Below are 25,282 nucleotides of genomic sequence, written 5' to 3'. Positions count from 1 at the left end.
TTCCTTTTTTTGTAAAATATAAAAAAGGCTATCTTACTTTTGAGACAGCCTCTTTATTTTATTGTTTGGTATCGGGATATTCTGCTACCTTTTCAGCAAAGCAAAAAATATTTCCTAATTTGATACTGGAATACCCATTGCTTTTAATCTTCGAAGAATTGATCATCGCCTTCGCTAAAACACCTGTCGGCAAAGGCTTCTGACTTTCCAAGAGGCCGATTTTATTGGCAAACTTTATAATTCTGCTCCCCAAAACTTCTCCGGTCCTGTCGGAATTTTTTCTTTCCAGCATTCCCGGTTTGAAAATGGTTATCTTATTGAAATGCAGTTTTTTTACAGCCTCTTCCAGCTCACCTTTCATTCTCGAATAAAAAATTTTAGACTTTGGATCGGCCCCATATGCCGAAACCAGGACATAATCTTCTACATTATTCTCCCTGGCAGCCTTTGCAAACTCATACTGATAGTCATAATCAACTTTTCTCTGGGCCTCCTTACTTCCGGCCTCCTTTAATGTTGTTCCCAGGCATGAAAACGCAACATCGCCTTTTACCATACCTTTCCATTCCTCGGGCTTTTCAAAATCAATGACATGTACCTTCAGTCTGTCATTTTGTATGTCAACAGGCTTTCTTACAAAAATATCTACCTCCTCAAAATCTTTGTCATTAAGAAGCTGATTGACAAGGTCTTTTCCTGTGGCACCCGTAGCGCCGATTACCAGAGCTTTCATAATAATTGTGATTACGTTTGATATTAGCTGATATTTCTTTCCTAAATTTAGTAAATTTGAAATTAATATCAGTTATCATTATCAATTATCATATCATCAATGGATGCCAACGAAATTTTAGACTATTGCCTGGCGAAGAAAGGAGTAACAGAGAGCTTTCCTTTCGACAGTGAAACTCTTGTGATGAAAGTAGGAACCAAGATGTTCTTATTAATGGCATTGGAAAAACAACCGCTCACTATCAATGTGAAGACAGATCCTGAATGGAGCGCGGAGCTTCGTGAGCAGTATCCTCAGATCACCGGCGCTTATCATATGAATAAAACCCATTGGAATTCCGTACAGGTGGATGGCTTAAAAAAAGATCTGATCCTGAAAATGATCGATCAGTCCTATGACCTTGTATTTTCGTCTCTGACCAAAAAGGCAAAAGAAGAAATCTTAAACGGTTAAAACTGAAATTCTTCCGTTAATCTCTTATCTTCGTCCAGCCTTTCAATAAGCTTTTCCAGCCCTTCAAATCTGATCTCATCATGAAGGAAGTCTCTGAATTTTACGGTGATCTTTTCATCATAAATATCTCCGGTGAAGTCCAGGATATAAACTTCCACCGTCAGCTTTTCTCCATTTACGGTAGGATTGGTTCCGATGCTTAACATGCCTTTATACTGCTGACCTTTCATATGAACTTCAACAATATAGGCGCCTTTTTTAGGTAGCAGCTTAATAGAATCGGTTTCTATATTAGCCGTAGGATAGCCGATCGTTCTTCCGATCTTCTTGCCGTGAACCACCGTACCGGAAACAGAGTAGGAGTATCCCAGCATTTCGTTGGCTTCCTTGATATTTCCGGCTAAAAGGGCATTTCTGATCTTGGTGGAGCTAACGTTATTTTCATGAACATTGATGGCTTCCATCTGTTCTACTTCAAAGCCGAGCTCTCCCGATAACCTTTGAAGCAGGTCAAAATTTCCGCTTTTATTTTTACCGAAAGAATGGTCGTATCCTATAATAAGATATTTTACGTTTAATTTGTCGATGAGGACGCGGCGTACAAATTCTTCACCCGTAAGGTTTCTGAATTCTTCATCAAATTCTTTCAGAAACAAGTTGTTGATGCCGTATTTTTCCATCAGCAGGGTTTTCTCATCGAGGGTATTCAGAAGTTTCAGATCTTCATCCGGATTAAAGACAAACCGGGGATGAGGCCAGAAAGTTAGAATTGCCGTTTCCAGGTTATTTTCTGCGCCTACTTTTGTAAGTTCACCGATAATACTTTTATGTCCGAGATGTACTCCGTCAAACATCCCTAAAGACAGGGCCAAAGGTTTTTGAGAGGAATAATCATTAAAATTCTTGAAAACTTTCAAAACGAAAAAATTTGACTGCAAATATAAAACCTTTATTTTGATTGTGACAATTGAAGGTCTTGGTAATTTGAACAGACCGGTTACGGGGAGGAAATAATCAGGATAATATGAATTTGGAATTTTAAATGCTGAAAATCAGTATTTTTGTTGCTGTTTTTTATGTCCGGGCCCCGGATTTTCAGCTTCAGAATGAGTATCCCGAAAGCATGATAAAAATCTTTTTTTTACCAATTGTGGGTTTATGAAGAATCCTTATATTTGCACCAAGAAAAAATTTAGCAATGGCAAACCAAATTAAAGGTAAAATTTCTCAAATTATTGGTCCGGTAATCGACGTTGTCTTTACAGATGTGGAAGCAATTCCTAAGATCTATGATGCGTTGGAAATTACAAAAGAAAACGGCGAAAAATTAGTTTTAGAGGTAGAACAACATATAGGTGAAGATACAGTAAGATGTATCGCAATGGATGCTACTGATGGTCTTAAGAGAGGTCAAGATGTGATCGGATACGGAAATCCTATTACAATGCCAATCGGTGAGGCCGTAAACGGAAGACTTTTCAACGTTGTTGGTGATGCTATCGACGGGCTTCAGAATATCTCTAAAGAGGGTGGTTTGCCCATCCACAGGGAAGCTCCAAAATTTGATCAACTTTCAACTTCTGCAGAAGTTTTATTTACAGGTATTAAAGTAATCGACCTTATCGAGCCTTATGCAAAAGGAGGTAAGATTGGTTTGTTCGGAGGTGCCGGAGTAGGTAAGACAGTATTGATCCAGGAGTTGATTAATAATATTGCAAAAGGACACGGGGGTCTTTCGGTATTCGCCGGAGTAGGTGAAAGAACGAGAGAAGGAAATGACCTTTTGAGAGAGATGCTTGAATCAGGAATCATCAAATATGGTGAAGACTTCATGCACTCTATGGAAAACGGAGGCTGGGATCTTTCTAAAGTAGATCTGGAAGCAATGAAAGATTCAAAAGCTGCATTCGTTTTCGGACAGATGAACGAGCCGCCTGGTGCAAGAGCCAGAGTAGCACTTTCCGGTCTTACATTAGCTGAATACTACAGAGATGGTGGTGAAAGCGGGCAAGGTAGAGACGTACTTTTCTTCGTAGACAATATCTTCCGTTTTACCCAGGCTGGTTCAGAGGTATCAGCACTTCTTGGCCGTATGCCGTCAGCGGTAGGATATCAGCCAACGCTTGCTTCTGAAATGGGTGCGATGCAGGAAAGGATTACTTCAACTAAAAACGGATCTATTACTTCAGTGCAGGCAGTATATGTACCTGCGGACGACTTAACGGACCCGGCTCCTGCCACTACATTTGCCCACCTGGATGCTACTACGGTACTTGACAGAAAGATCGCTTCATTGGGTATCTATCCTGCGGTAGATCCACTGGCATCTACTTCAAGAATCCTTGCTCCGGAGATCATCGGGGAAGATCACTACAACTGTGCTCAAAGAGTAAAAGAAATACTTCAAAGATATAAGGCGCTTCAGGATATCATTGCCATCCTTGGTATGGAAGAACTTTCTGAAGAAGATAAAGCTGTTGTTTACCGTGCAAGAAAAGTTCAGAGATTCCTTTCTCAGCCTTTCCACGTAGCAGAACAGTTTACAGGTATTCCAGGTGCGTTAGTGGACATCAAAGACACCATCAAAGGATTCAATATGATTATCGATGGTGAATTAGACCACCTGCCGGAAGCTGCTTTCAACCTTAAAGGAACGATTGAGGAAGCTATTGAAGCCGGACAAAAAATGTTGGCTGAAAACGCTTAATTTTTTAACGCTTTATGCCTAACGCTTAAAGCCTAAAGCCTAAAAAAAATGAATATAAAAATTTTAACACCAGAATATGTAGTTTTTGAAGGAGAGGTAGACTCAGTATTGTTGCCTGGTAAAAATGGTGAATTCCATATCATGAAAAACCACGCGGGAATAGTTTCTTCTTTGGTAGGCGGTAAAGTAAAGCTGTATGCAAAGTCCATTGATGGTGCCTATACCAAATATTTTACCAAAGAAAATGAAAAAGATTCCGTTTACTCTTATCCCATCAAAAGCGGTGTTGTAGAATTTAATCATAATAAAGGAATTATCCTTTGTGAGTAATTAAATGGAAAGCTAAATATATTTTCAAGAAAGTGTAACTTTGGTTACACTTTTTTTATGTAATGTAAAAATCTGATTTTATGAAAAAATATATAATCATATTCTTTACAGTTTTAGGGGCGGTAATCAAGGCCCAGAATATCAAAACTAAAAGAGGAATTGTAAGTCTGGACGGGGTACATGTCGCAAAAATCTCAAATAAGTCAAGTATATATACTTTCATGGATTTGAAAGAAACTCCTATCTATACTATGGAGTTTGTAGACAAAAGCATAGTAGATTCCGTAAGAGACAGCTATATCAGATTGAACAGGGTTTATAACCGGGATAAGACCCTGGAACTCGATTACATTTCTCCGTCAGCTTTTTCAGGTGAGGAAAGATCTGCGGTGTACACTTCAATAAAAGGTTTAAAGATCATTGATAACAGAGGGATCAATATCAAAACTCTGGATGAGCTTTTCAATAACCCGCCGAAGAGAAAGCTTGACAGTAAAACCAAAGATGCCTATACCATAAGAAGTAAAATCGATAAGCTGAAAATCGAGGTCAATAATGTAGGTGAGATCTTAAGTAATGGGGTACCGGTAGGGTATTTTACAAATCTGCCTGTCAGTTTTGGATCAGAAGATACCATTACTGATAAAACGTTCGTAGATATTGAGATTTATGATGCCAAAAGCAAATACATAGGGAAATATATTACCACTACAAAGCAGATTAAAACAGCGAATGGAAAAATCTTTACGCTCTACAGGGAAATGTCAGGAAGAGCATCCATTTTGAAGTTCCCTACATATAAAGCTATTGCCGAACGGGTTGCTATTATGGATCCGAACTTTATAAAAATATGATACTCAGTTTATTTAGTGGCAAAAGATCAGTTTGTCAATGTTGACTGGTCAGTTAAGGAAAGATTACAGGCTTAAAATAATCCCGTTTTCTTTAAGCTGCTGCACTGGTCTTGAGAACCAGAACAACTCAAAATCTTCAAAATGCTCCTCAAACTGGATCTTAAGTTGCTTAAGCGTAATTTTTTTTGAGCTTGCTATTGAATTTTCTTCCATGATTTTCATCAGCCATTCTGCCTTTTCCTGCTCAAGTTCTACTTTTACGATATTGGTTTTTAAATGGAATGTAAGCACCGTGTACGTACCGGAATATTTCTTTTTTGTTTTTACACGATTCTCAGCGATTACGTTTCCGGCAGGAAAAATAACCTTTGCATTGCCTTTGAAATGGAAGCTGTCGGTATCGGCCAGAAGGCAATCATGAATATAATCAGGATGGATGGTCGTCCTTGGAATTTTAAAATCAAACCATTCCTGTAACGGAAGCTCAAAATGAACTCCATGCATATAATTAAAAAGAGATTTCTTTAAACCGAAGCTGAACCGGTTATGATCAATTCCCGTTTTATCTTTAAAATCAACATCATTATGTGCAAATAAAATTTCCTTTCGTACAGGAAGCACACCATATTCTTCAGGATTTAACCCAACGGGAGAGTGAGCGGTCATGGCGAACTGATGCCAGAATCCGCTTTGCAGGATTCCCATTTCAAACATCTGGCGCACCATCTCAAGAGAATCGATAGTTTCCTGGACCGTCTGGGTAGGATAGCCATACATGAGATAGGCATGGACCATGATCCCCGCTTCAGTAAAATTTCTTGTTACCTGTGCTACCTGTTCTACGGAGACCCCTTTATCAATCAATCTTAATAGCCGGTCGCTGGCCACCTCAAGCCCACCGGAAACGGCAACGCAGCCTGAGAGTTTTAGCAAAAAGCATAAATCCCTTGTAAAACTTTTTTCAAACCGGATATTGGTCCACCAGGTAACAATTAAGTTCCGCCGTAAAATTTCCAGGGCAACTTCCCGCATTAATGCAGGGGGAGCCGCTTCGTCCACGAAATGGAATCCCGTTTCCCCTGTTGTTCGGATAAGTTCTTCCATCCTGTCTACTAAGATCTTAGCTGATACCGGTTCATAAATCTTAATATAATCTAAAGAAATGTCACAGAAAGTGCATTTGCCCCAGTAGCAGCCGTGAGCCATGGTCAGTTTGTTCCATCTTCCGTCGCTCCATAAGCTGTGCATAGGGTTGGCAATTTCAATCACAGAAATATATTGATCCAGTAAAAGATCGGTATAATCAGGGGTTCCTATATCTGCCTGTTTATAATCATGCCTTCCGGAATTGTTTTTATAAGTAACCGTTTGGTTTTCAGTAATTAAGGTGCGCTTGTATTCAGGCTTTTCAACTTTCCGGCTTATATTCTCATGAAGTAATTCAATAGGAAGCTCACCGTCATCTAAAGTAATGAAATCAAAAAAATCAAAAACCCTCTTGTCTTTGAGCTCTCTCAGCTCAGTATTGGGAAAGCCTCCTCCCATTGCGGTTTTGATGTGAGGATAATGCTCTTTGATAAACCGGGCACATCTGAACCCCGAATACAGATTTCCGGGAAAAGGTATGGAAAAACAAACCAGCTTTGGCTGAACGGTTTCGAGTTTTTCCCTGAGGATTTTCAGGGCAATATGATCTATAAAAGTTGGTTCTCCCTGAAGTTTTGAATATAATTCGTCGAAAGAATTGGCACTTTTTCCTAGCCTTTCCGCATACCTGCTGAAGCCAAAGTCGGTATCAATATTTTCCACAATATAATCAGACAAGTCCTCCAGGTACAAAGTGGCCAGGTGTTTCGCTTTGTCCTGCAACCCCATATTTCCGAAGGCAAATTCCATATCATCCAGCTGATTGAAGCGGGAAGCCTCAGGCAAAAAGTTCATGCTGCATATCTGTCTTGCCAGTGTAGGATTTTTGCCCTGCAGAAAAAGAATGACCTGATCGATCGTTTTTAAATATTCATCTCTTAAGGCAAAGATGCGCTGTGAATTTTCGGAGGTACCGGAAAGCCGGATGCTCGGGCTGAAAATCTGCCGGATTCCTTCTTTAGAGAACAGTTCCAGAATAACTTCAATCCCCAGATCGGCCTGGTAGCTGGAAATATTCCGGGTATTCAGAAAACCTTTGATATAAGCCGTTGCAGGGTAGGGAGTATTGAGCTGGGTAAAAGGTGGCGTAATAAGAAGCAGATCTTTCAACAGAAAATTTTTACAAATTTATTTCAAATTAGAGGAACTTCAAAAATTTTCTTGCCAAATGATAAGTCATTTTGATTCTCCTATGAATATTTTAGCGAATAAAATAAACATAATATGGCTAAAACAGATTACAGGACTATTGACGAGTATCATGATGCATTTCCGGATGAAGTCCGGGAGAAACTGGAGCAAATACGGGCAACCATCAGTCAGGTTGCTCCTGAAGCAGAAGGTGTGATCAGCTATCAGATCCCCGCTTTCAGGATGGGTAAGAAATTTCTGATATATTATGCAGGCTTTACAAAACATATATCCCTTTCGAGCCCCTGGAGCGAAGCATTACTGAGGGAATTTGAAGAAGAGCTGAAAGAGCTGAAGGTCAGCAAATCTGCAATTCAGTTCCCTAATGACAAGCCTTTACCGCTAGGCTTTATCAAGAAAATAGTAGAATTCCGGCAAAAGGAAGTAGCAGGTTGAAAAATGAACGTGGAATACAGGATTTTTGCAGTTTGCGTTTCTCACCTGAATTAAAATAAGATGATGATGGATTGAAAAAAAAGTATCGGGAATGAGTTCCCGATACTTTTATTATGTTTAAATCACAGGCTGTTAAATAGGTTTAAAGCTAAGCCCCTGTTCCTGTAATAATTTTTGTTCCTGCTCTTTGTAATATCCGCCTGTTAACTTATCATGGATGGCTTCAAATGCGGCCAGGGTCTCATTAATTTCAGCGTCAGTATGGGAAGCTGTAGGGATCAGTCTTAACAGGATCATTCCCTTAGGGATTACGGGATAAACAACTACGGAGGTAAAAATCCTGTAATTTTCCCTCAGGTCTTTTACCAGGAGAGTGGCTTCCACAGGAGTTCCCTGCATCATCACCGGAGTTACACAAGTATTGGTATCACCAATGTTGAACCCTCTTTCTCTTAATCCGTTCTGTAATTTGTGGGTATTTTCCCAGAGCCTGGCTTTTATTTCAGGTCTTGATCTTAAAAGCTCCAGCCTTTTCAATCCTCCTATCACCATTGGCATGGTCAGGGATTTGGCAAAAATCTGGGATCTTAAATTGAACTTTAAATATCTGATAATTTCTTTGTCTCCGGCGATGAAAGCCCCAAAACCTGCCATAGATTTGGCAAAAGTTGAGAAATACACATCGATCTGATCCTGGCAACCCTGTTCTTCTCCCGCTCCTGCTCCCGTTTTTCCTAATGTTCCGAATCCGTGGGCATCATCCACTAAAAGCCTGAATTTATACTTTGATTTTAGTTCGCAGATCTCTTTAATTTTTCCCTGCTGCCCCCTCATTCCGAAAACCCCTTCGGTAATGACGAGGATACCGCCACCGGTCTCTTCCGCCACCCGTGTTGCCCTTTCGAGATTCTTTTCAAGGCTGGCGATATCATTATGTCTGTAGGTAAACCTTTTACCGGCATGTAGTCTCACTCCGTCCACGATACAGGCATGAGAGTCCACATCATAAACGATCACATCATTTCTGTTGACCAGAGCGTCAATGGTAGAAACCATTCCCTGATAGCCGAAATTCAATAAATAAGCGGATTCTTTTTGAACAAAGTCAGCCAATTCCCTTTCTAACTGTAAATGCTGCTCTGTTTCTCCGGACATTGCTCTTGCACCCATCGGATAAAACATTCCGTATTCGGCAGCAGCTTTGGCATCTGCTTCCTTTACTTCAGGATGATTACACAATCCTAAATAATCATTAGCGCTCCAGAAGATGACTTCCTTTCCCTGGAACTTCATTCTGGGACCAATAGGCCCTTCTAATCTCGGGAATATAAAATAACCTTCACCATAATCTGCAAATTGTCCAAGAGGTCCTGGATTCTCTTTTATTCTTTCAAAAATATCCAACATTTTAAAGTATTTTTTTAAGTAAAAAAGCCTTTTATGATCTACAAAAAAGGCTTGATCTATATCGTGTTCTTTTTAATTTAACTTCTATTTTATGAATTCCGTTTTGAAAACTTCGTCGTAATTATGCACGCAGTTGTTTACAAAACCCTGCTCAGCCATCCATTTGTCACTGTACACTTTGGTAATGTATCTTGAGCCGTGATCCGGATAGATCAAAACGATGACGTCATCTTTTGAAAACTCATGGGATTGTGCGTACTGCAATAAGGCCTGGGTAACTGCTCCTGTGGTATAACCGCCCATAATGGCTTCTTTTAAAGCGATTTCACGGGTTCTGTAGGCCGACATTTCGTCATTCACTCTTACAAATTCATCTACTTTATCAAAAAGCAGGGCAGAAGGGATCAGGTTTTTCCCCATACCTTCAATCTGGTAAGGATGTACATCTTCTTTATGGACCTCTCCTGTTTCATGATAGCTTTTCAGAATAGAGCCATCGGCATCCACACCGATAATTTTTATATCAGGATTTTTTTCTTTTAAGAATTTGGCGGACCCGGATAAAGTTCCCCCGGTTCCTGTACAGGCAAACAGGTGAGTGATCTTACCTTGAGTCTGTTCCCAGATTTCAGGGCCTGTGGTCTGATAGTGGGCATCAATATTCAGCTCATTGAAATACTGGTTGATGTACACTGAGTTAGGAGTTTCCGAAGCGATTCTTTTAGCTACTTCATAATAAGATCGAGGGTCATCCGCAGGTACGTTAGCAGGGCAAACATACACAGTAGCGCCAAGTGCTTTTAAGTAGGCAATTTTTTCAGGTTTTGTCTTGTCACTTACGGCAAGGATACATTTATATCCTTTGATGATGCAAACCATGGCAAGTGAGAATCCGGTATTTCCGGAAGTAGTTTCTACAACTACAGAATCTTCTTTTAATAAACCTTTTTTCTCAGCGTTTTCTATAATATGAAGTGCGATTCTATCTTTAGTGGAATGTCCAGGATTATATGATTCTAACTTGGCATAAACGGTTGCAGGAATATCTTTCGTAACAGTATTTAGCTTCACCATAGGAGTATTTCCTATCAGGCCAAGGATATTATCGTAAACATTACTCATTAGTTTGTTATTTTTCAATAAAAATCTGACGGCAAAAATACAAAAAAATAAATAATTTTTAAACTTTTGTTGGATGAGTACGAATCTATTGAATAAAAATCATCTTTTTTGTAAATCTTAGCTCAACAAATGTCGCAAATTCCGCGCCAAAATTTTTAAATTTTGTTAAAATCAGGCCAAAATGATATAAAAGCCTTATTTTCGCATAATTGATTTAATACTATGAAAAATTGGACTTTTAAGCAATGGAACACCGTTTTGGGATGGGTGATTTTCGTTATTGCATTTTTCACGTACTTGTCGACCATAGAACCTAATTTCAGCTTCTGGGATTGTGGCGAGTATATTTCTTCTGCAGTGAAATTAGAGGTAACGCATGCTCCGGGAGCTGCTTTATTTCAGATTGTGGGTGCCGTAGCAGCCATTTTTGCATTAGGAAAAGGCGAAAATTATTCCATCGTGATCAATGCGATGTCTGCATTGTTTAGCGCCCTTACAATCTTATTTTTGTTCTGGACGATCACCCATTTCGTAAGAAGACTTCTGAACAAAGATTTTGATGAGATCACAAGACATCAGGAAATTTCCATTTTATTTGCCGGAGTGATCGGAGCCTTATGCTTTACCTTTTCAGATACCTTCTGGTTCTCTGCGGTGGAAGGAGAAGTATATTCCATGGCTTCCATGTTTATAGCACTTCTGGTATGGCTGATCACAAAATGGGAAAATGAATATAAAGAAGCGGACAACGAAAGGTGGATCATCCTTATTTTCTTTATCCTGGGGCTTTCCGTAGGAGTTCATATGATGTGCATGCTGGCAATCCCTGCCGTTTGTCTGGTATATTATGCAAGAAACTATACTTTCACCTGGAAAAACTTTATATGGGCCAACGTTATCACTCTGGTAATTTTGATTTTTGTTTTCAAGATCATTTTCCCGGTGATCATGACCCTGTTCGGAAAACTTGAAATATTCTTTGTTAATGGCCTTGGGCTTCCTTTCCATTCCGGAACCATTGCCGCATTTATTTTAATGGTTCTTATCAGCTATCTGGTAATTAAATATGCAAGAAAAACAAAGAAAAACGTATATCAGACCATTGCCTTATCAGTAGTTTACATGATCATTGGTTTCTCCTGCTGGCTGGTGATCCCGATCAGAGCCAATGCCAATCCGCCAATGAACCTTAATGATCCTGATACGGCGATCGGTATGCTGGATTATTATAACAGGGAACAATATGGAGACTGGCCAACCATTTATGGACAGAACTATACCGCTTTCCTTGATGCTAATGGAATTGAGAAGAACGAGGATGGAAGCTTCAAAACTAAGAAGACGGGAGAAATTTATGAAAAAGATGAAAAGACCGGGACATACAGAAAAACCGGGGACAGATTTAATTATGTTTTCAATAAAGCTCATGTGAGCCTGATGCCGAGGATGTTCAATGAAGATAAAGATGTGATGGCCAACTATATTTCTATGTATGGGGCACCGGATTTTACATTTAACTATGACAACGAAGATGTAGCCAACAGCCCGGAAGCCAAGCAGATCTTTGATGAGCTGAGACAGAAATACGAAGATAAAACCATTACCGCAGCAGACTACCTCAAGGTAAAGCCTTATAACCTGATCAATGTTCAAAGGCCTTCGTTTGCCCAGAATATGGATTATTTCATTACATTCCAGAATACCTATTACTTTGTAAGATACCTGATGTGGAACTTTGTAGGGAGACAGAATGATCTTGAAGGGAATATGGAAAATACAAAAGGAAACTGGATTTCCGGTTTCTCCTTTATCGACGACGCTTTATGGGGAAGCCAGGAAAAAATGCCTGCGAAATTTAAGAATGAAAGTACGGTAAAATTCTTCTTTTTACCTTTAATCTTAGGTTTGATCGGTTTCTTTTTCCAATTGAACAGGGATTTCGGAAGATTCTATGCCCTGTTGTCTTTGTTTATCCTGACCAGTGTGGGGATCATTTTCTATACCGGGGTGAAGCCGTTCGAGCCAAGAGAAAGGGATTATGCCATGGTAGGCTCTTTCTATGCCTTTGCCATATGGATAGGGCTGGGAGCCGGAGCAATTCTATGGTTTTTACAATCAAAAATAAAATCGAATGCAGCCAATATCGCAGCCGGGGTAGTACTGTTGGGAATCCCTTTCATGATGGGCTTCCAGAATTATAACGTACATGACAGAAGCAACAGATATACGGCTTATGATTACGCTTATTCCGTATTGAAATCGTTGCCGAAAGAAGATATTTTATTTGTTTACGGAGATAACGATACGTATCCGGTTTGGGCAATCCAGGAAACGGAACGGTTCAGAGATGATGTAAAAGTTGTGAACTTCACTCTGGCTTCAACACCGTGGAATATTGACCAGATCAAAAGAAAAACCTATAATGCCGACCCGATCCCGAGCCAGCTGACACATGATGATTACAGAGACGGGGTGAATGACCAGATCTATCTGATGAAAAAAGACGATTGGGAAGGTCTTTTCTCTATGGCTAAAGAACAGGGTGCCGAAGCTACATTTGCGGAGTTCAGAAAATACCTTACCCAGGATTCTATGACCCTGAAAGAGGCCTTAAACTTTATCAAATATAAATCTCCGGCCAAAGATGAACTTTTAAAGCTGTATTTCGGTGAAGAAAAGTATGAGAAATATAATATTCTTCCGGTAAACAAATTTATTCTTCCGGTGAATAAAGACAATGCCTTAAGGGCGGGAATTATCAACCAGTCCGATCTTTCAAATACCGTGAATCAGATTATGATCAGCTATAAAGGGAATACCCTGTATAAGAATAACCTGATCATGCTTGATATTCTGGCCAACTTCGACTGGAAAAGGCCAATCAATTTCTCCTCAGGGGGTATTTATGACAGCGAAAATATTTTCTACCTGGATGAATATCTTCAGTTTGACGGCTTCAGCTACAGGCTGGTTCCTATCCATACTCCGCAAACGCCGGACGGTGAGATGGGAAGGGTAGACCCTAACTCACTGTATAACGTTGTGAAAAACTTCAGATGGGGTAATTTTAAAGATCTGAATGCCCATTTCGATGAAACAGCTACATCCAACATCATCAGTTACAGAAGTTCAGCAAGCAGGGCGGCGGCAGCTTTGGCAACGATAGGCCAAAAGGCTAAGGCCATTGAGCTGCTGGACCTGGCAGCCAAGGAAATTCCTGCCGAGAAATACAATGATCCGCGTTCGCTGAGCTCCATGGTATATGGCTATATCGTGGCCGGGCAGGAACAAAAAGGCCTGCAGCTGGCTGAAGTGCTCAAAAAAGGAATTTTTGACGAGTATGATTATTATTTAAGCCTGAGCAAAGCGGATCAGACCTACGTAAGGAGACAAATGAGAACCAAACCTATGGAATATTCGCTGGTAGTTTCAGCCGTTACAGATGCCTATACAAAAATAGGTCAGAAGGAAAAAGCCTATGATTATCTTGTAAAATCAATAGAGCCTATTGACAAAAAGTTCAATGTCTTTATCAAGGACCTTCAGCAGATGGGTAAAGAAAAGGCAATGAGCGAATCTGAAAATGTGCAGAAGATCACACCTTTCTACCAATATCTGTTTGACATAATGGAGCCTTTTGATTCCACATATTCAAAAGAAAAAGAAAACCAGATTACAACGGCAATCATCAAGGCAACACAATAAAATATTTAAAACGGAACTTCGGTTCCGTTTTTTATTATTGGGATTCAAAAATTTTAGAATTATCTTTGCGCAAACATAAAAAGCACAATGGCCGAAATAAAAAATAGCAGACTCCCGGTATATGCTGTAATTTTCACAGTACTTTTCAAGCTCCTGTTTTTGCTGACCCATTATATCCAGGAAGATGCTTTCATTACCTGGAGGGTTGCCCAGAACCTTTTGGATTACGGAGTGATAGGATTTAATGGGAATGTTAAAATATCCGCATCCACAACGCATCTTTATGTTTTCGTATCCTGTCTGTTCAATCTGATCTTCGGAAAGGATAATTTCATTGAGCCGCTTCTGATATTCAATTCCATACTTTTTACCATAGGAAGCCTCTTGCTATCTCATTTGCTCCTGAAGAATCCATGGCATAAGGCCATCTTCATTTTTCTGACCGGTATTTTACCTCCGGCCATAAAGATCTCTATTTTAGGAATGGAATACGGAATCCTTTTTTTTCTTGAAATGGCTTTATTGTATTATGGCTTCAGGAAAGATAAAAAATGGGCTTTGCTTGTACTTCCGGTTTTAATACTCTTTACAAGGATCGACACCGCAATATTCCTAGGAATAGTATTTCTGGTGGATACATTCTGGAATAAAAAGCTGAGATGGGCGTATATATCAGGAGGGATCCTGGGAGTTCTGACGGCTGTGGCCTTCAACTGGTTCTATTTCGGGGAAATAGTAAACAATACCATTGTTGCCAAAAAGCTGGCTTACGATCACCACTTTACATTAGCCCAGGATATTGAATATTTCAGACTGAATTACGGTAATTTCTGGGGAATGCTGAAGCTACCCGGTGATTTTAATCCCTTTACCGTTGTTTTACTGGTTTTTGAATTGTTGTGCTTTATTTACCTTATCAGGCAAAGGGAAAAAAGAAATTATTTCCTGTGGATGATATTTCTGTTCGGATGGGTGAAACAGCTGGTCTTCCTTTCCCAGAAAAGCCTTTTTGACTGGTATTACTGGGTTCCGCAGATCCTTCTTTTCGTCCCGGTTTTAATTTTTGTCCTGGAGCAAAAGGTTAAAAGAAATATATGGCTGTCTGCCCTGATCGTGTTCTATATTCTGCCGATGCTGGCTTTTCAGACCGTGCATTCGATAGCAACTGGGAACGGGGAATGGAATTACAGACGAACCATTGGCCTCTTTCTAAACCGCTACGAAAAAGATAAGAATCAATGGATATTACTGGAGCCGGCAGGTTATGTGCCTTATTTTTCAGGGCTGAAAGCAATTGATGAAGTAGGGCTGGTAGACAAGCAGATCCAGGAGGAAATAAAGAAGGATAAGGCCAATTATTGGATTAATACGGTAAAAAAAAGAAAGCCCAAGTATCTGCTTTCCTACGCTGATCTGTTCGAAGGCAAAAATACGGATTACTACAAAGCCCATTACAGATTATTAAAGGAATTTCGGGTGAAGGATCACCTGAAAAGTGATAATAAGATACTGGAAAAGATTTACATATTAAAGCCTTCGGGAACAGACTATAATCTGTATATCAGAACAGATTGAATATAAAAAATCGCAGGCAGAGCTTAAAAAGATACTTTCAGCCTGATGTAACATCAAATATTGATAATAATGAAATACTGTGCTTTTCTCCGCGGGGTCAACGTAAAAGGAACCAATATGAAAATGGCCGAGGTATGCCGGGTTTTCAGGGGGGCAGGAATGGAAGAAGTAAGTTCGGTACTGGCTTCCGGGAACATTGTTTTTTCTTCGGATAAAAATGCTACGGAATTAAAGGTCATATTGGAAAAGGCAATGTCTGAACATTTTTCTTATGAAGCTTTTCTGTTCGTGAAATCACAGGAAGAAACAGAAATTTTCTGGAACGGGAATCCTTTTGTAAAAAACGAAGACCTTCATATTTATGCTTTTGTAGGAGTGCCGGGGGTGGAACATATTTTAATGGAAGAATTTGAGAAAGCCTCCAAAACTGAAAACGAAAGAGCGGAAATTGTAAACAACATCTTTTACTGGCAGGTCCCGAAAGGAAATACTCTGGATTCCACATTCGGAAAAGTATTGGGGAAGAAAAGTCTGAAAGACCGGTTTACCAGCAGGAATATCAATACCTTTGAAAAAATTCTGAAAAAGATAGGCTGAAGTTGATTGAGCCATAAAGTTTATGCCGGCCATTCACCGAAGCATCAAAAATAATTTCACGTATTTTTTGATTAATACCATTTCACTGTTTGACATCTGGTTCCTTCATCTGGTGTTATATCCAAACAAGGAAGTAAGCCAATTATGAGCATCTTCCAATCAAAGCCTTTAAATAATTTCCGAGTATGGAACTTTCTCAGTATTTTTACTGAACTTTTAATCGAGACAAAATAATGATCCAATATTTAGAAAATATCCATCACAAAGATTCAAAAAACTTTTTTCTTATTGCCGGACCCTGCATAATTGAAGGAGAAGATATGGCACTAAGAATTGCCGAAAAGGTAGTGGAGATCACCAATAAATATGAAATTCCCTATATTTTCAAGGGAAGCTTTAAAAAAGCCAACAGGAGCAGGGTAGATTCATTCACGACCATCGGGGAAGAGAAATCCCTGGAAATCCTTAAAAAAGTAGGGGAGACCTTTAATATTCCCACCACAACGGATATCCATGAAAATGAGCATGCTGCCCTCGCTGCACAGTATGTGGATGTTTTGCAGATTCCCGCCTTTCTGGTTCGCCAGACGGATTTATTGGTTGCTGCGGCTAAAACCGGAAAGTGTGTGACCCTTAAGAAGGGGCAGTTTCTTTCTCCGGAATCCATGAAGTTTGCCGTTCAGAAAATTACGGATTCTGATAACCAGAAAGTAGCGATCATTGAAAGAGGAAACTCTTTCGGATACACAGATCTGATCGTTGATTACAGGGGCATTCCTACCATGAGGCAATATGCGCCGGTTATTCTGGATGTAACCCACTCCCTACAGCAGCCTAACCAGAGCTCCGGAGTTACGGGTGGCAGGCCGGACCTGATAGAAACTATCGCCAAAGCAGGGATTGCCGTGGGAGCAGACGGTATTTTTATTGAAACGCATCCTACACCGGAAACAGCTTTGTCTGACGGGGCCAATATGTTAAAACTTGATTTATTAGAAGATCTGTTACAAAAATTAACAAGAATTAGAGAATCCATTTTGTAATTGTTAAAAAATAATTAATTTTAGAAATTCTTAAAACATTTCTTTTGAAAAAAATAGTTTTACCACTAAGCCTTATGGTTCCCGTGTTGGTGTTCTCTCAGACTAAAAAAAGAGATACAACAAAAGTAACTGATATAGAGGAAGTTGTTTTCCAGAAAAAAGCCACAGGAAAAACCAACGACCTTACCACTGTTAAGATTTCGGCAAAAGACGCTCAAAACGTAGCGAGCATTTCCGGAGGTATAGAAGGGGTCATCAAAACCTTACCTTCCGTAAACTCCAATACGGAACTTTCTTCGCAATATATGGTGCGTGGTGGAAACTATGACGAAAACCTTATCTACATCAATGATATTGAGATCTACAGGCCTTTCCTGATCAGGAATTCCCAGCAGGAAGGCTTAAGCATCATTAATCCTGATATGGTATCTACCGTAAACTTCTCAGCAGGAGGATTTGAACCAAGGTACGGAGATAAGATGTCCTCCGCACTGAACATCTACTATCGTGAGCCCCAAAAGTTTGAGCTTTCCGGGGAAGGAAGTCTGATCGGCGGTAGACTCACGGCCGGATTTGCTTCCGGAAAGGATAAGGATGATAACAGGAAATTCACTGCTTTATTTTCAGGAAGGTACAGGAATACCAACCTTGTCCTTAATACTTTAAAAGAAGATACGGACTTTAATCCTAAGTATATGGATTTCCAGACGTATCTCAATTATCATTTCAGTTCCAAATTTTCATTATCATTCATAGGGTACTATTCAAAAAACGACTACGAAATGATTCCCAAAACAAGGAGTGTTGATTTCGGGTCGCTTCAAAGGCCTATTAATGTGTCCATTGATTATAACGGGCGTGAAGATGATAAGTATAAGAACATGATGGGGACGTTTTCCGTCAATTACAAGCCTTCGGACAAATGGAGGTTTACACTGGACAGTTTTGCTTACCAGAACCGTGAAAGAGAATATTACTCCATTGCCTCTCGCTATATCCTGCAGACATTTGATCCTATTACAGGAGACCCCATTACCTCATATGATATAGGAAGCCAGATCGAGAACGCAAGAAATGATTTGTTTGTAAGGACCTATGGTACTCAGTTCAGAACCCGTTTTTCTCCAAACGTGAATACCGATATAGAGCTGGGATTCAAATATGAAAAAGAAAACCTGAAAGACCTTACCAATGAATGGAAGCTGGTGGATTCAGCAGGATACAGTATGCCGAGGCCGATTGACGATCCCAGAGATATTGCAGACCTTGATCTGTTTTATAGTATTTCAGGTAAGAATCATATTGAGCCGACCAGGCTGTCTGCCTATGCGCAATATTCACAGAAATTTTTCTGGGGTACCAATAAAGTTTTTATCAATGCCGGAGCAAGGATTTCGCATTGGAGCTTTAATAAAGAAACTATTTTTTCACCAAGGCTACAGTTTGCCATAAAACCCGATTGGGATACCGATATGCTGTTCAGGCTTTCGGGAGGGGTATATTATCAGGCTCCTTTCTATAAAGAGATCAAAGACCTTGATGGTAATTTCAACAGTGACATAAAATCCCAAAGGTCCATTCAGGCTATTCTGGCCAATGATTTTGAGTTTGAAATGTATGACAGGCCGTTTAAATTAACTACCGAAGCCTATTATAAAAAAATGGATAATCTGATTCCTTATTATATGGATAATGTGAGAATCCGTTATTCAGGAAAGAATAATGCTTCAGGGTATGCCTACGGAATTGACACCAGACTGTTCGGGGAATTTGTTCCCGGAGTAGATTCCTGGTTATCGGCGAGTTATGCCAGAGTTTATGAAAATATTGACGGGCAGGGTAATATCCCCAGACCTACGGACCAAAGGTTCAGATTCGCAATGTTTTATCAGGACTATATGCCGAAATTCCCTTCCATGCGGGTAAATCTGACTTTGGTTTATGCCATGGGACTGCCAACCGGGGCGCCTGTCTTTACCAATCCTTACAATTACCAGAGAACACTGCCTTCCTATAAAAGGGTAGATATAGGGCTTTCCAAAGTATTCATAGATCCGAAAAGCAAAGACAAGCCTTATGGATTCTGGGGAAATTTTGATGAGCTGACGTTGGGAGTGCAGATTTTTAACGCCTTTAATATCAGAAATACGGTTGCCAACCAATGGATCACGGATTCTGCCACTAACCTGATGTATCCCGTTCCCGTTCGGCTGACAGGCCGTTTCTTTAATGTGAAGCTTGAGTTTAAAATTAAATAAGCATACTGATAAACAGCCGGATAGCGGCAATAAATATTTTAAAAGCTCTTGGATTTCCGGGGGCTTTTTATTTCACCCGAATTTTATAACAATAATACTGAATTTTATAAGTTCCATTCCCTAGATATTTTTAATTTTGCTTCAATGAAAAAGATTCTTGCCATACTGTTCTCTGTTTTCTACTTCGGGTTCTCCTCCGGAGCGGTTTTCAGTTTTCATTATTGCATGCGGGAATTAGCTTCTGTAAGTCAGAAAGTTGATGATGTTTGCAGCAAATGCGGAGTTAAGACCAAAAAAGACTGCTGCAAAACAGAAATCAAAGTAGTGAAAGTAAGTGATTCCCAAAAATCTGATTTTTTAAAGATCGACTTTTTAAAGCAGATCCCGGAAGTCCGGGAGCATCATTTCTTTATTCCGGATCAGCTTTTCTCACTTGCCAGATACATCCGGATACAGATCAATGCACCACCTGAAGTAAGGCCGGTGCCCATTTTTATTTCTCATTGTAACTTTAGAATTTAGAATAATAGTTCTGTCGTTTTGATCCTTATCAAGAACGGCATGCCCTGTCGCGCTATGCGATTGAATACCTTTAAAACAACTATTATTAAATTCTAAATCTTAAAGACAATGAAAACATATATCATCACAGCTTTGTTTACTTTCTTTTCAGCGATTTCGGTTGCTGCCCAGTCTAAAAAAGACGCCAGGGTTACCCAACTGTATTACAATTATATTGCGATAAAAGCAGCTTTAGCTTCTGACGATGCCGGCAAGACCTCAAAGGCAGCAGCAGAATTCATTAAAACAGCTTCTGTCATTGATTATAAAGTGATCTCTGAAGGTAATCTCAACATTCTCAGAAAAGATGCCACTGCTATTTCAGAAGCAAGGAATATCACGGCCCAGAGGGAGTTTTTCTCCAACCTTTCAGATAATATGATCGCCCTGACCAGGCAGTTCAGGCTTTCTGATAAGCCCGTTTATATTCAGTATTGCCCCATGGCAGACAGCAGCTGGCTGAGCAATGAGGAAAAAATTGTAAATCCATACTACGGAAGCACCATGCTTACATGTGGAAGCGTAAAGTCTGCCATTAAATAATCATCTGCACACCTTAAAATATAAGTTGTATAGCTGAAACCGGAATCATTCCGGTCCTCAGTTATACAGCTTTAAAAGATTCGGAATATTATGAGAAAAATAATAATGTTTCTGATGCTTTTGTTCTCTGTTTTTGCCTTTGCACAAGCTATAACCTATACCTGTCCGATGCATCCGGAAATCGTTTCGGATAGACCCGGAAAATGCCCGAAATGCGGAATGGATCTGGTTGAAAAAGAAAATCATAAGCATAGGGCGGATAATCATCAGAATGAAGAAGGATCCTCCTTTACAAAAAATAAGGCCAACGGGAAAATATCCTTTGGCGGAAGAACCGTCCGTTATGATCTGTATGTAAAAGACACCCTTGTCAATTTTACGGGCAAGAGCCGACGGGCAATAGCCGTTAACGGAAAACTGCAAGCTCCCACCTTATACTTTACGGAAGGAGATACGGCAGAAATCTATCTTCACAACATGCTGAAAGAAAATACAGGATTTCACTGGCATGGCGTGATCCTGCCCAATGAATATGACGGGGTTCCTTATCTTACAACAAGACCGGTAAAGCCGGGTGAAACACATTTATATAAATTTAAGATTTCACAGAACGGAACTTACTGGTATCATTCCCATGAAGCCCTTCAGGAACAGATTGGGATGAATGGGATCCTGGTCTTTCAAAAAAGAGAAAGCCTTCCTCAATCTGAATATACCGCTGAAATTCCTGTTCTTCTGGGCGACTGGAGCGATGAAAATCCAAAACAGATCGCCAGAAGGCTCCATATGGCCAATACAGACTGGTATGCCATAAAAAAGAATGCCGTTCAGAGCTATTGGGAAGCCATAAGATCCGGGAATTTCGGAACAAAGGTCCTGAATGAATGGAAAAGGATGGAAGCCATGGATGTAAGTGACGTCTATTATGATAAGTTTCTGATCAACGGGCTTCCGTCTTCCGTCTATTCCGGGCTGAAAGCAGGAGATAAGGTAAGGCTGCGGGTAGCGAATGGCGGCTCTTCCACCTATTTCTGGCTGAATTACGGCGGCGGAAAAATAAAAGTGATCGCCAATGACGGGAATGAAGTGGTGCCTGTGGAAGTTGACCGACTGATCGTCGGAGTTTCGGAAACCTATGATATTGAAGTGACGATCCCTGAAAATAAAAGCTTTGAATTCAGGGCAACATCAGAAGACAGGATAGGATATGCTTCACTTTGGTTGGGCTCAGGTGAAAAAATAAAAGCTCCGGATTTACCGCGATTAATGCTTTTTGAAGGGATGAAAATGATGAACGGAATGATGGAAATGAGCGGAAATATGAAGCCCATGAGTATGACCATGAGCAATCAGATGATGGATATGAATGAAGTAATGTACCCCGAGCTTCCCGAAAGCCAGCGGAAAATGACGATGAAGCACATGAATGAAATGATGGGAATTAAAGCCAGAGAGAATGAAAAAAAAGAAGACCACTCCCAACACGGCGGAATGGATATGAAAGAAAAATCTATTAAAAGATTATCTTATAACATTCTAAAATCTCCTGAAAAAACCATTCTTCCCGGTGATAATGTCCGGGAGCTGAAATTCACCTTAGAAGGGAATATGAATCATTACCTTTGGACGCTGGATAATAAAACCGTGACTGAAACCGACAAAATTCTGATCAAAAAAGGGGAGATCCTTAGGATCACTATGTATAACAATTCCATGATGCGTCATCCGATGCATTTGCATGGTCATGATTTCAGGCTGATTAATTCAAAAGGAGAGTACTCACCCCTGAAAAATGTGGTTGATATCATGCCTATGGAAACCAATACGATTGAGTTTGCCGCTAATCAGGATGGGGACTGGTTTTTTCACTGCCATATTTTGTATCATATGATGGCCGGAATGGGCAGGGTTTTCAGCTATGAAAATTCTGAACCGAATCCGGAGCTTCCGGACAAAAAGCTGGCCTGGAAAAGCTTTCTGAAAGATAACAGGATGATAAGCTCGATGGCAATGCTTGATATCCAGAGCAATAAGATACATGCGGAAACCATGACGATGTTCGGGCCAAGATGGGCCAACCTGAATGAGTTTCATTCCAACTGGGAATTTGATCATTTCGAAGGGAATTTTAAAATAGGAAGATATGTAGGGAAATTTCAGTGGGCACTTCCTTATGCAGGGTTCAGGGTTCAGAAAAATCATGAAATCATGGAGCGTCAAATGGCGGAAGATATGGAAATGGATTTTCACGGGAAGAAAACCTGGTTCGGGCAGCAAAAAGCATCGAAGAATAGGGCTAATTTCATTATAGGGGTACAATACCTGTTGCCCATGCTGATTACGGCAGATGCTAGCATAGATCAGAACGGAAAGGTCTTGCTGGAACTAAGTCGGGAAGATATTCCGCTTTCCAGAAGGCTGAGAGGATATTTTACAGTAAATTCTGACGGAGAGTTCAATACGGGATTACGGTATATATTACAGAAATGGTTATCCGTTTCCGGGAATTATGATAATGAAATGGGATGGGGTGCCGGGATTACTTTAACCTACTAAATAAAAGAGACTGCTTTGCGGTCTTTTTTTATTTCCCATAAATTGTACAGATTTGTACTTTCCGGAACCATTCTCATGAAAAATTATGCAGAGAGTTTTCCCTTGGGAAAGTTGTCTGATCTTCCAATTCGTATTAACAATAGGATTTGCTTTTTTTCTTCTGTGAACCCGCTGGTACAAAACTCGAACTCTTTGTGGAAGATTAAGGCTATAAAAATCGGAAGTTTTGCAGATTGTGGAAAGCGAAATGGAGCGTATCAAAAATGACCCCGATTTACAGTATTTGGTGAAAGAGGATGATTTTAAGGAAATGCTTTGTCATATGTAAAAATGTCGTCTTTATAGATGATAAAACGAACATTGCTAATCCCTGAATTTTTCATTGCATTGTCGGCTTGGTGCATCTGTGGAGCATATTATAAACAAAAAATCCGGTTTTTAAGAACCTTTATATTCTTTAAAAACAAGAATAATCATTACATTTGTCAAATGAGAATGACTGTGATGTTATAAAATCCTTTTCGGCTTAGTTCTTAAGCAATACGCTTTGTACTATCTACGTAGCGTGGTTTTCTATTTGTAGAATTTTATTAATATTCTAAACTAATTGGTCAACAGGTGATTGTTGCTCCTTGTATTAGTTTATATCTCGAAAAAATTATGTCAGAAATACTAAATAAAAAGGAAATAGAACAGTTCGTTCTTAATGGTTTTGTTCGCATTGAAAATGCATTTTCTCAAGAAATTGCAGATGCAGTTTTAGATATTTTATGGAATGACCTTCCTTGTGATAGGTTTAATCCTTCCACTTGGACTGAACCTGTTATACGTTTGGGCATGTACACCCAACAACCCTTTGTCGAGTCGCTAAATAGCAAAAAAATGCATTTAATTTTTAACCAATTGATTGGTAAAGACAGATGGATACCTTGCCGAAGTGTTGGCACATTCCCTGTAAGATTCCCTTCAGATCAGGAACCGAACGATACAGGTAAACACGTTGATGTAAGTTTTCCTGGAGATGATCCTGGCAATTATTTTGAATGGAGATCCAATTTAAAATCAAAGGGCAGAGCTTTATTGATGCTCGTATTGTATTCGGATGTCAGCGAAAATGATGCGCCAACGGTTATTTATGAAGGCTCGCACATTGATATAGCGAAGCTATTAATGAACGAAGGTGATTCAGGTCTTTCATTTATGGAAATTGCAAGTAAGTTAGACACACTGCCTAAAAGGAAAGAGGTGTATGCAACAGGTAGAGCAGGTACGGTTTATTTATGTCACCCTTTTTTAGTTCATTCGGCTCAAGCTCATAGAGGAGACGTTCCTAAATTTATGGCACAACCGCCATTGCTGTTGAAAGGAGAATTATCTATTTCAGATTCTACTGATGCTTATGCTCCAGTTGAACAGGCTATTCGCTTAGCGTTAGATTAGTTATACAACCGACTTCGGAAGGTGTTTTTATCACGTGTAGAAACAAGTAGTTTTGAGGCACAGTTTGGATTTCGAGTGCCTCAAAACACAGCTTGCTCTGTTCAGGTGAACATTTTGAGGTGCGGAATTACCTTAATTGCGATTGCTCATTTATTCGTTCAAAGGTCGGAGTATGCTATGTTTCGTTTCATAGGCTAAAAAGGGTCAGTGTTTAGCTGAAACAAGGTTTGGACTGAAAAAAATACTATCTGCAGGTTTGAGATTTTTTAGCAAACCGAAGGCTTGACCCTGTAAAGCGTAAAAATACTGATTTACCTTTGCCCGTGAAAATGAAACGGATATTTAATAAAACCGTATAAGTAACTGATAAACAGTAGATAATTAATAGTGTTAGAGAAAAACAAGTAAAATGGGTTCGATGTTCCCCTAAATTTCTGTCATTTTGCAAGGCACAACATCGAACCCCGAAGATAAATTCAGTGTTAATGTATATTTATCAGAATAACAGCAAGTTACAAGTTGATAATGGTACAAGTTTTTCTTTTTTAGACTTGAACCAAATTTTATCATTCTGCCGACAGGGGTTTAATAGCTGAGATTCTTACTTGTTCAGAAATGCCAGATGTCTATTTGAGATTAGTTGAAATTATTTTTGAAAAGGTTAT

19 protein-coding genes are annotated in these 25,282 nt (G+C 39.7%); 14 read left to right on the top strand and 5 right to left on the bottom strand.

Annotation, left to right across the window (positions count from 1 at the left end; genetic code table 11):
- Window positions 1-58: 58 nt before the first annotated feature.
- The gene (locus ABMQ40_RS12765) at window positions 59-733 is read right to left on the bottom strand and encodes an NAD(P)H-binding protein (protein ID WP_370900182.1); all 675 of its coding nucleotides are present in this window, start codon (window positions 731-733) and stop codon (window positions 59-61) included.
- A gap of 99 nt (window positions 734-832) precedes the next feature.
- On the opposite strand from ABMQ40_RS12765, the gene ABMQ40_RS12760 reads away from it, so the two are divergent.
- Window positions 833-1,186 carry an MmcQ/YjbR family DNA-binding protein gene (locus tag ABMQ40_RS12760; protein ID WP_370900180.1) on the top strand — a complete coding sequence of 118 codons (354 nt, stop codon included), beginning with the start codon at window positions 833-835 and terminating at the stop codon, window positions 1,184-1,186.
- On the opposite strand, the gene ABMQ40_RS12755 is transcribed toward ABMQ40_RS12760, so the two are convergent.
- Window positions 1,183-2,103 carry a bifunctional riboflavin kinase/FAD synthetase gene (locus ABMQ40_RS12755; RefSeq protein ID WP_370900178.1) on the bottom strand — a complete coding sequence of 307 codons (921 nt, stop codon included), beginning with the start codon at window positions 2,101-2,103 and terminating at the stop codon, window positions 1,183-1,185. The two genes, ABMQ40_RS12760 and ABMQ40_RS12755, sit on opposite strands and share 4 nt — an antisense overlap.
- Window positions 2,104-2,384: 281 nt before the next feature.
- Here ABMQ40_RS12755 and atpD point away from each other — a divergent pair, with 281 nt between their 5' ends.
- From atpD to ABMQ40_RS12740, 3 genes are all read left to right on the top strand, one after another.
- A complete protein-coding gene (gene atpD, locus ABMQ40_RS12750) occupies window positions 2,385-3,893 on the top strand; it encodes a F0F1 ATP synthase subunit beta (protein WP_370900176.1) in 1,509 nt (502 codons plus the stop codon).
- Between the two features lie 48 nt (window positions 3,894-3,941).
- Window positions 3,942-4,223, top strand: coding sequence for a FoF1 ATP synthase subunit delta/epsilon (locus tag ABMQ40_RS12745; protein WP_370900174.1), 282 nt, complete (start codon window positions 3,942-3,944; stop codon window positions 4,221-4,223).
- Between the two features lie 80 nt (window positions 4,224-4,303).
- Window positions 4,304-5,077 carry a hypothetical protein gene (locus tag ABMQ40_RS12740; protein WP_370900172.1) on the top strand — a complete coding sequence of 258 codons (774 nt, stop codon included), beginning with the start codon at window positions 4,304-4,306 and terminating at the stop codon, window positions 5,075-5,077.
- 63 nt (window positions 5,078-5,140) lie between these two features.
- Here ABMQ40_RS12740 and ABMQ40_RS12735 read toward each other — a convergent pair whose 3' ends face one another.
- Entirely contained in the window at window positions 5,141-7,333 is a 2,193-nt protein-coding gene (locus tag ABMQ40_RS12735; RefSeq protein ID WP_370900170.1) for a B12-binding domain-containing radical SAM protein, read from the bottom strand.
- A gap of 114 nt (window positions 7,334-7,447) precedes the next feature.
- On the opposite strand from ABMQ40_RS12735, the gene ABMQ40_RS12730 reads away from it, so the two are divergent.
- Window positions 7,448-7,810, top strand: coding sequence for an iron chaperone (locus tag ABMQ40_RS12730; protein WP_370900168.1), 363 nt, complete (start codon window positions 7,448-7,450; stop codon window positions 7,808-7,810).
- Window positions 7,811-7,942: 132 nt separating this feature from the next.
- On the opposite strand, the gene ABMQ40_RS12725 is transcribed toward ABMQ40_RS12730, so the two are convergent.
- Together ABMQ40_RS12725 and ABMQ40_RS12720 are read right to left on the bottom strand one after the other, a co-directional pair.
- Window positions 7,943-9,214 carry an aminotransferase class I/II-fold pyridoxal phosphate-dependent enzyme gene (locus ABMQ40_RS12725; protein ID WP_370900186.1) on the bottom strand — a complete coding sequence of 424 codons (1,272 nt, stop codon included), beginning with the start codon at window positions 9,212-9,214 and terminating at the stop codon, window positions 7,943-7,945.
- 87 nt (window positions 9,215-9,301) lie between these two features.
- Window positions 9,302-10,339 (bottom strand): PLP-dependent cysteine synthase family protein, encoded by a 1,038-nt coding sequence (locus ABMQ40_RS12720; protein ID WP_370900166.1) that lies wholly within the window; start codon window positions 10,337-10,339, stop codon window positions 9,302-9,304.
- Between the two features lie 222 nt (window positions 10,340-10,561).
- Between ABMQ40_RS12720 and ABMQ40_RS12715 the strand changes: the two genes are divergently transcribed.
- The 9 genes from ABMQ40_RS12715 (at window position 10,562) to ABMQ40_RS12675 (ending at window position 24,617) form a co-directional block, all read left to right on the top strand.
- Entirely contained in the window at window positions 10,562-14,044 is a 3,483-nt protein-coding gene (locus ABMQ40_RS12715; RefSeq protein WP_370900164.1) for a protein O-mannosyl-transferase family, read from the top strand.
- Window positions 14,045-14,131: 87 nt separating this feature from the next.
- Window positions 14,132-15,619: a DUF8728 domain-containing protein gene (locus ABMQ40_RS12710; protein WP_370900162.1), complete on the top strand. Its 1,488-nt coding sequence runs from the start codon at window positions 14,132-14,134 to the stop codon at window positions 15,617-15,619.
- Window positions 15,620-15,688: 69 nt separating this feature from the next.
- Window positions 15,689-16,216, top strand: coding sequence for a DUF1697 domain-containing protein (locus ABMQ40_RS12705; RefSeq protein WP_370900160.1), 528 nt, complete (start codon window positions 15,689-15,691; stop codon window positions 16,214-16,216).
- Between the two features lie 233 nt (window positions 16,217-16,449).
- On the top strand, window positions 16,450-17,259 hold the full coding sequence (gene kdsA / locus ABMQ40_RS12700; RefSeq protein ID WP_370900158.1) for a 3-deoxy-8-phosphooctulonate synthase: 810 nt from the start codon (window positions 16,450-16,452) through the stop codon (window positions 17,257-17,259).
- A 44-nt stretch (window positions 17,260-17,303) separates the two neighbouring features.
- Window positions 17,304-19,517 carry a TonB-dependent receptor plug domain-containing protein gene (locus ABMQ40_RS12695; RefSeq protein ID WP_370900156.1) on the top strand — a complete coding sequence of 738 codons (2,214 nt, stop codon included), beginning with the start codon at window positions 17,304-17,306 and terminating at the stop codon, window positions 19,515-19,517.
- 144 nt (window positions 19,518-19,661) lie between these two features.
- Window positions 19,662-20,039, top strand: coding sequence for an HYC_CC_PP family protein (locus ABMQ40_RS12690; RefSeq protein ID WP_370900154.1), 378 nt, complete (start codon window positions 19,662-19,664; stop codon window positions 20,037-20,039).
- 108 nt (window positions 20,040-20,147) lie between these two features.
- Window positions 20,148-20,621 carry a DUF3347 domain-containing protein gene (locus tag ABMQ40_RS12685; RefSeq protein WP_370900152.1) on the top strand — a complete coding sequence of 158 codons (474 nt, stop codon included), beginning with the start codon at window positions 20,148-20,150 and terminating at the stop codon, window positions 20,619-20,621.
- Between the two features lie 90 nt (window positions 20,622-20,711).
- Window positions 20,712-23,177, top strand: a complete 2,466-nt coding sequence (locus tag ABMQ40_RS12680) for a multicopper oxidase domain-containing protein (RefSeq protein WP_370900150.1) — start codon at window positions 20,712-20,714, stop codon at window positions 23,175-23,177.
- Window positions 23,178-23,837: 660 nt separating this feature from the next.
- Window positions 23,838-24,617, top strand: coding sequence for a phytanoyl-CoA dioxygenase family protein (locus ABMQ40_RS12675; RefSeq protein ID WP_370900148.1), 780 nt, complete (start codon window positions 23,838-23,840; stop codon window positions 24,615-24,617).
- Window positions 24,618-25,282: the final 665 nt, after the last annotated feature.

Source organism: Chryseobacterium gossypii (genome assembly GCF_041361455.1).
GTDB classification, from domain to species: domain Bacteria; phylum Bacteroidota; class Bacteroidia; order Flavobacteriales; family Weeksellaceae; genus Chryseobacterium; species Chryseobacterium gossypii.
This window is presented reverse-complemented; position numbering and strand designations above follow the sequence as displayed.